At 44.9% G+C, this 6,366-nt stretch carries 3 protein-coding genes; 2 read left to right on the forward strand and 1 reads right to left on the reverse strand.

Annotation, left to right across the window (positions count from 1 at the left end; translation table 11 throughout):
- Positions 1–2: 2 nt before the first annotated feature.
- On the forward strand, positions 3–1,061 hold the full coding sequence (locus tag B9N89_RS10505) for a BMP family ABC transporter substrate-binding protein (RefSeq protein WP_132317679.1): 1,059 nt from the start codon (positions 3–5) through the stop codon (positions 1,059–1,061).
- 339 nt (positions 1,062–1,400) lie between these two features.
- Positions 1,401–5,972 (forward strand): calcium-binding protein, encoded by a 4,572-nt coding sequence (locus B9N89_RS10510; protein ID WP_132317677.1) that lies wholly within the window; start codon positions 1,401–1,403, stop codon positions 5,970–5,972.
- Positions 5,973–6,252: 280 nt separating this feature from the next.
- Here the strand turns inward: B9N89_RS10510 and B9N89_RS32405 are convergent.
- Positions 6,253–6,366: integrase core domain-containing protein (locus B9N89_RS32405; protein ID WP_132317675.1), on the reverse strand; the 114-nt coding region annotated here is incomplete at its 5' end.

The following is a 6,366-nucleotide window of genomic DNA, read 5'->3' on the forward strand; positions in this document are numbered from 1 at the left end:
CAATGAAACATTTTTGGGTAGTCTTTGTTACAGTTCTACAACTATCTTGTAGTAGCGAGAGCGATTCATCACCCACTTCAGACCTAAAAGTCGCTCTTGTCACAGATTTTGGTAAGATCGATGATGGTACATTCAATCAGTCAGCTTACGAAGGGGGTCTGCAGGCCGCCCAAGCATTTGGATTGCAGTTTGACTACAGAGAGCCAGCGTCAACAGATGATTATAGTACTGAAGTCGAGTATTTTGTTGATCAAGACTATGATATGGTCATCACAGTTGGCTTTCAAATGACCGATGTAACCCTGGAATCGGCTCAATCGTTCCCGGATACTAAATTCGTGATTGTTGATGTCACTTACGATGATTATCCAGACAATCTGGTTGGCCTATCCTTTGCTGAAGATGAAGCTGGATACTTGGCAGGTTCCCTAGCAGCGATGGTTTCAGAAAGTAAATCCTTGGGTGTTATCGGTGGAATCGCACTACCTCCTGTAAAAAGCTTTGTGAATGGCTTCATCAATGGTGCATTAGCGGAATGCGAAACGTGCTCTATTGCGTGCACTTATATTTCATCTTTCACTGATCCCGATACCGGCGCAGCTCAGGCTTCATCAATGATCTCCAATCAAAATGCCGATGTCATTTTTGGAGCTGGAGGTGCTACTGGCTCCGGCGCAATTCTAGAGACTACGAAAAGCAATAAATGGGCGATCGGCGTTGACACAGACGAATACTACACCACCTATCAAAGTGGTGCCGAGGCGAGTTCAACATACTTGCTATCAAGTGCTGTAAAGAAAATTGATGTGGCTGTCTACGAACAGATCGAAGCTCTGGTTAACGGTAATTTCGTAGCAGGCTCCATCGACTTTGATGCCAGTAATAATGGTATTGGCCTATCGGACTATCACTCCACCGCTGTGACCACCACAATTCAAACTTCTATCAGCGAAATACTTTCTGGTTTGGGGGATGGAACTATCTCAACGAATGTTAATGAATCTACAGGTGATAGCGAGACTTCCAACTCCGTCACATGCAGTGAGGTTCAAGGCAGCTAAAAAAATTGCATCCCATTCTTAAGTGCACAATTAAATTGTAGACATTTCAATAACCTACCCTCCTCTAAATGCCGCCAATTGATAATATTCACAATTCATGCATATCAATGACAAAACTTGTATATTTTAATATTTCAAACATTAAGTTCAACTTTGACATTAATATCGCTACTTTTGTTTGAATTTTAAGACAAACTATACTAAGTGAAGTCACTAGTTAAATCGGTTAGATAATCTATCTAGCAACAACCATTTGTGGAAATTGAAGTCTTATCGTTACTCCTTTTCAAGGACATTAGTACCACTGTGCCTCAAACATTAACGGGAGATCACCAGACCATGCGAACCAGTTTCAAACAGAGATGGCTACCATTATTGCTTAGCCTAAGTCTCAGCGAAGCCCTTTGGGCGAACACATCCCTTTGGATTTACAACTACCATTCAACGAAGCCGGACTGGAAGGCTATGATTGGGCAAGCCTCAAGCCCAGAAGCCTTTCGAAAGACCAATCTCTCGCTAATTTCTGGCCACCTAAATACCGTCAACGGTACCACAGGAGTTGACGGCGAATCGGTCAAAGGCGTGATTCAATGGGAGCGAGATGCTCCGATCAAGCTACCAAGCATTGATGATTTTTCTGGAACTCTTTACTACGATAGTCATGCATCATTTTTAGCGATCGATGAAAAGACACCCCAAGAACTTGCTGACACGTTCGCTAAAACCCTAACGAGTGCTGATGGGATACCAGTGCTGCATAAGCTTCGGAAGCTCGTATTTCTATCATGTGATGTATCCCCTGAATACATTGAGTCCTTCTCGAAAGAACTTAGGTACCTTGTAAATGACCACCTACCATCTGGGCAGCAAAACCTTGAAATCATCAGCTCCAATTACAAGGTAGGCCTAAAAAAGCAGTTCTACGAATCTCAGGGTGAGGTAAAAACTGGCTTCAATGTGATTCAAGTGGGATCAAAGGGTCTTGAAAAATATGTCTATTTGAAGGACTTCGGCGACTCTGCATTGAGCGACACCATATTCGATCGCAAGAGCTACGATTTTTCCAAGAAAAACTTTCTTGGCCAAGCGAAAGCTTTCGCCGATATCAAAATTAAGAGAGCTATATTTGGCGACCGCATATCACGACTCAAATCGATTGCATCCAGGGAACTTTTTTCCATCGGCAACGATGTCACAAAAATCTCGTTCACTCCTCAGAAGCTCTACCTATATGGCTTTCGCCTCAAAGACAGGGCTTTTCTCGATGACCGCGAAACCTACCTTAAGAACTTGGCCGATTTAGATCTAGCGAGCAGCAACGATTTTTATATAGACGAAAACGTGTTCTCTGCCAATGATGGACAAGGCAGCTATACGGACCTTGTTAAGGCTCTTGTAGATCATAAAGATTTAGGTCAATTTGTTGCTAAACCAGATCAGTATCCAAAGTCTTATAAGCTCCCCGGAGATCTACCTCAGCTTATGGATGCACCTCCCAGTAATTCTCAAGAGCTTGTAGATCGTTACAAAGACGTTCTTTCAGATATCAGTACCGACGTCACCATCGACTATGAGGGCAACCGCGACCGACTCGGTGCTACTGATGAAATTCTCGATCGTGGCTCAGAGCAGATTGAAGACTTTACCTTTGTGAGAATGCAGTCTCAAGCTCTAGCTACAGAGATTGCAACACAATCCATCCAGGGCTCCATCGCACTGGAAAAAGACCATGCTCATATCGCAAGAAAAATTCTTGAAGCCTTACCTGAAGGGGCCATTGTTGACGAAAATTCAGTCCATGGTTCCCAAAGCCAAAATTGGATCGAGGTGGAAGGCCGAGCTTCAGTTTCTGGACAAAAACGCTCCTTCACGGTCCGGGTTCCCAAGAGCGAACTCAGCTTTCCATCTTTAACGGAGAGTCTTCATACAAGAATGCAGGAGCACTCCGCTGGCACAAGCCAGGCAATCAATCGTGCTATTGGGATTTACGGTACGTTTATGGGCTTAAGAGGCGCCGTAAACTCCTTAGAACGTGGCGATATTGGAAATGGCGCGATCATGCTTTCTCAGGCTGGTCATGGTATCGGAGAACTAACTGGTGTCAATCGCAAGATCTATCAAGCAGCCGCCAGAGGACTTGGTAAAGCCATTAAACCAGCTATGCAGGTTGGCGAGAAATGGGCAACCCAATTTCTTTCCGAAAACGCAGGTAGGATCTTTGGTGCAGCAAGCGAAGAGCTTGGGGTATTCGCTCGTGAGGCGGGGCTGTTCTTAGAAGACGTTCCTTTAGTTGGAACGGCATTTGGTATCTACAATATTGAAGAAGATCTGAAGCGCCATGATACTCTAGGTTATATCGATGCTGGTTTAGACACTGCAATCACAGCCCTGAGCCTTTTGGTTCCTGAAGTACCAGAACTAGAGCCGGTTGTGATTCTACTTACAGTTCTTCGATTGGGAGTTGATGACTTCTATATCGAAATCAGTAATCAACTAAAAAAGCTTCCACCAGATGCTACCGACCTTCAGAAAGCCGAAGCAACATTCAAGGGTATCGGGCTTGCAACCAAAGACCTATGGGAAAACTTCACCCTCATTGGCCAGATCTATCACGCCATCGATGGATCTAAAAAACTTGATAGAAAGTACCATGACCAGCAGGACTTTCTTGAGTCACTAAAGGATTACCGCAACTACTATTCTGTCCATGATCACAGCATAGACTTTCTATCAGGAAAGCTCTCTGCTGATGGTGGTAGAATTGAATTTAAGCTAGGTGAGCCTGGTGAAAACTCTCACCTAAGCTACGACTCCTATAACGGAGACATCGTTAGCCATGATCTATCGCTAAACGCTGATCTAAACACGATAGTACTGGGACTTGGTGAGAGTCAGAACATCAAATTTAAGACCGAATCAGTTAAGCTTCTGTGGTTCATTCCTGTCGATAAAAAGCGAATGATATCGCAGATGGATGGCGATCAAAGATCGATTCACGGTCGGTATACGGGAAACAGTGCAGATAACACCTTCATAGCTGTTCAAGACCTACCTGTAGATCAATCGGGCAAACAACTAAGTCTCAGCTATAATCTTGATCAGTATCACTACCAAGTGTATGGCGAGGCAGGCGACGACACTTTTATTCTCGGCCCCCAAAATACTTTTGTGGAAGGTGGATCTGGTAGCGACACCTATGTGATCAGTGAACATGATGGACATATAGCGATCAATAATTGTACCAAAGGGGATAGTCAGCAGGATAGACTTGTTCTTGGTATCCCATTAGCTGAACTTACATCCGGTCGTGATGGCAATGACTTGATTTTCGGACGCTACCAAGACTTAAATCAAAACCTTACCAGCCCCGATCAAAGACTCATTGCTAGATCTGTATTCGCTGACCGCCAGCCAGTCGGCACTGCTCTCGTTAGAGTTCAATCCTGGTTCAAGAATCCAGAATGTCGTCACCTCAGCTTTCAAACTGAAGATGGAGCAGGGTTCGATGTGCAACCGAATGGTCAGCTGCAAGTGAAGCACCTTAACTACCAAAAGGCGCAACACTCAGTTTCCGTTGATCTCGATCCCCGTCAGTGGACGCAATCACCAAGATGGTGGGATAAGGTCCGCATGATCACTGGCAGCCCTTTCGATGACAATATCACTGGCAACAATCAGGACAACATCATCATGCCTGGTGGAATCGGCCCTGAAGGCTTCGACATCCTCACGGGCGGTGGGGGCAAAGACACTTATCTCTTGGTAGCTAACAGCAGAAATTTAATTGATAACCACGCCGACGATAGAAAGCTAGATACCATCGTCATCCCCTTTGCCTATGATGATCTCGTTCTAGAAAAACTCGATTTCATTTTCGCTGATTCTCTGGTAATTTCCGCCTCAAACTTTCAACTCATTGTCAAAAATTGGTTTACCGACGAAGCCAATCGTCATGCAGTATTCATCAGTAAGGATGGAGTCATTTTCACCGGTCCTCAATCTGATTCAGATAAAAGCTTGAATCCTATCGTAGTCAATCGAAAGGATACAGATCATCGCCAGAATCTGGTACTTAGTCAAAGTGGGCTGCAAACAGTGCGAACAGCCTACGGAAGCCTGAAGAATCGCAACATCATTCAAGGAAATGGTTTAGACAATACCCTGGTGGGTGGCGATCAGGGCAATTCCCTAAATGGTGCCAGTGGTAACGACACGATCAAAGGTGGAGCATCTAAAGACTTCATTCAGGGTGAACAAGGAAACGATACCCTTACTGGCGCTGCTGATAGAGACCATATCGATGGTGGAATCGGTGACGACATCTTATTCGGTGGCGAAGGCTCAGATACTCTGATCGGAGGCAAAGGCTTCGATGCAGCAATATTCGCAGGGGATGCGAATTCGTCGACGGGTGTACAGGTGAATCTAAAAGCTGGTCATGTCATCCAGGAAGCGCTAGGAGAAGCTGATAAAATTGATGGTATAGAAACCGTTTTCGGGTCTCCATTTGCTGATCAAATCTTCAGCTATCGCGGAGAACAATGGCTTTACGGCATGGACGGCGATGACACCTTTGAAGACTCTTTTGGGCATAAGTACTTCAATGGTGGCAACGGCACCGATAAGTATCGCATATGGTCGAAGTACAGTGGCATCAAAACCATCGAGAACTTTGCCATAGATGAATCAACCGACTATCTCTACTTTAATGATGCTACCTGGGAGGACCTTAGGTTCTATCGCGCTGATGATGACACAAGTATAATCATCGGTGTTGTAGGCCGACCTGAGTTCCGATTGAAGCTGCTTCATTGGTATAAGGGATCCCGCTATCAACACCTCAAGATCAAGACTCAGGATCGATCTGCTGTCTATGATGGTGAACTTAGCCCGTTTGGCTATACCCGATAGTATAAGAACTGATCAGCTACGAGCCTCAACTAGTTGACGTTTTAGCTGATCTTATTTGTAGACTTGGCCTGTTATATCCTGGTCTCTTCTTGAGACCAGGGTTTCTCTTTTTCCTTAATTAATCACATCCATAGCCTTCGTCTTGGAACAGATTAGCAATGCATGATTCTGGCGGCCTTCCCCCCGATAATGCAGTCTCAAAAACTTTCAAGACCATTTAGATTATGTGTGCCTTAATCGGGGAACGCAGGAGTGTAAGGTTCCCCATTCCACAAACCATTTAAGCAACTATTTTCTCCAGCCACTGGCTGGGTGACAACATATCCAAAGACCGATGCGGCCGATGGTCATTGTACTCATCTACAAACCGGTCTATCGCCTCACGCGCCTCGGC

The organism is Pseudobacteriovorax antillogorgiicola (assembly GCF_900177345.1).
In the GTDB taxonomy this organism is placed as follows: domain Bacteria; phylum Bdellovibrionota_B; class Oligoflexia; order Oligoflexales; family Oligoflexaceae; genus Pseudobacteriovorax; species Pseudobacteriovorax antillogorgiicola.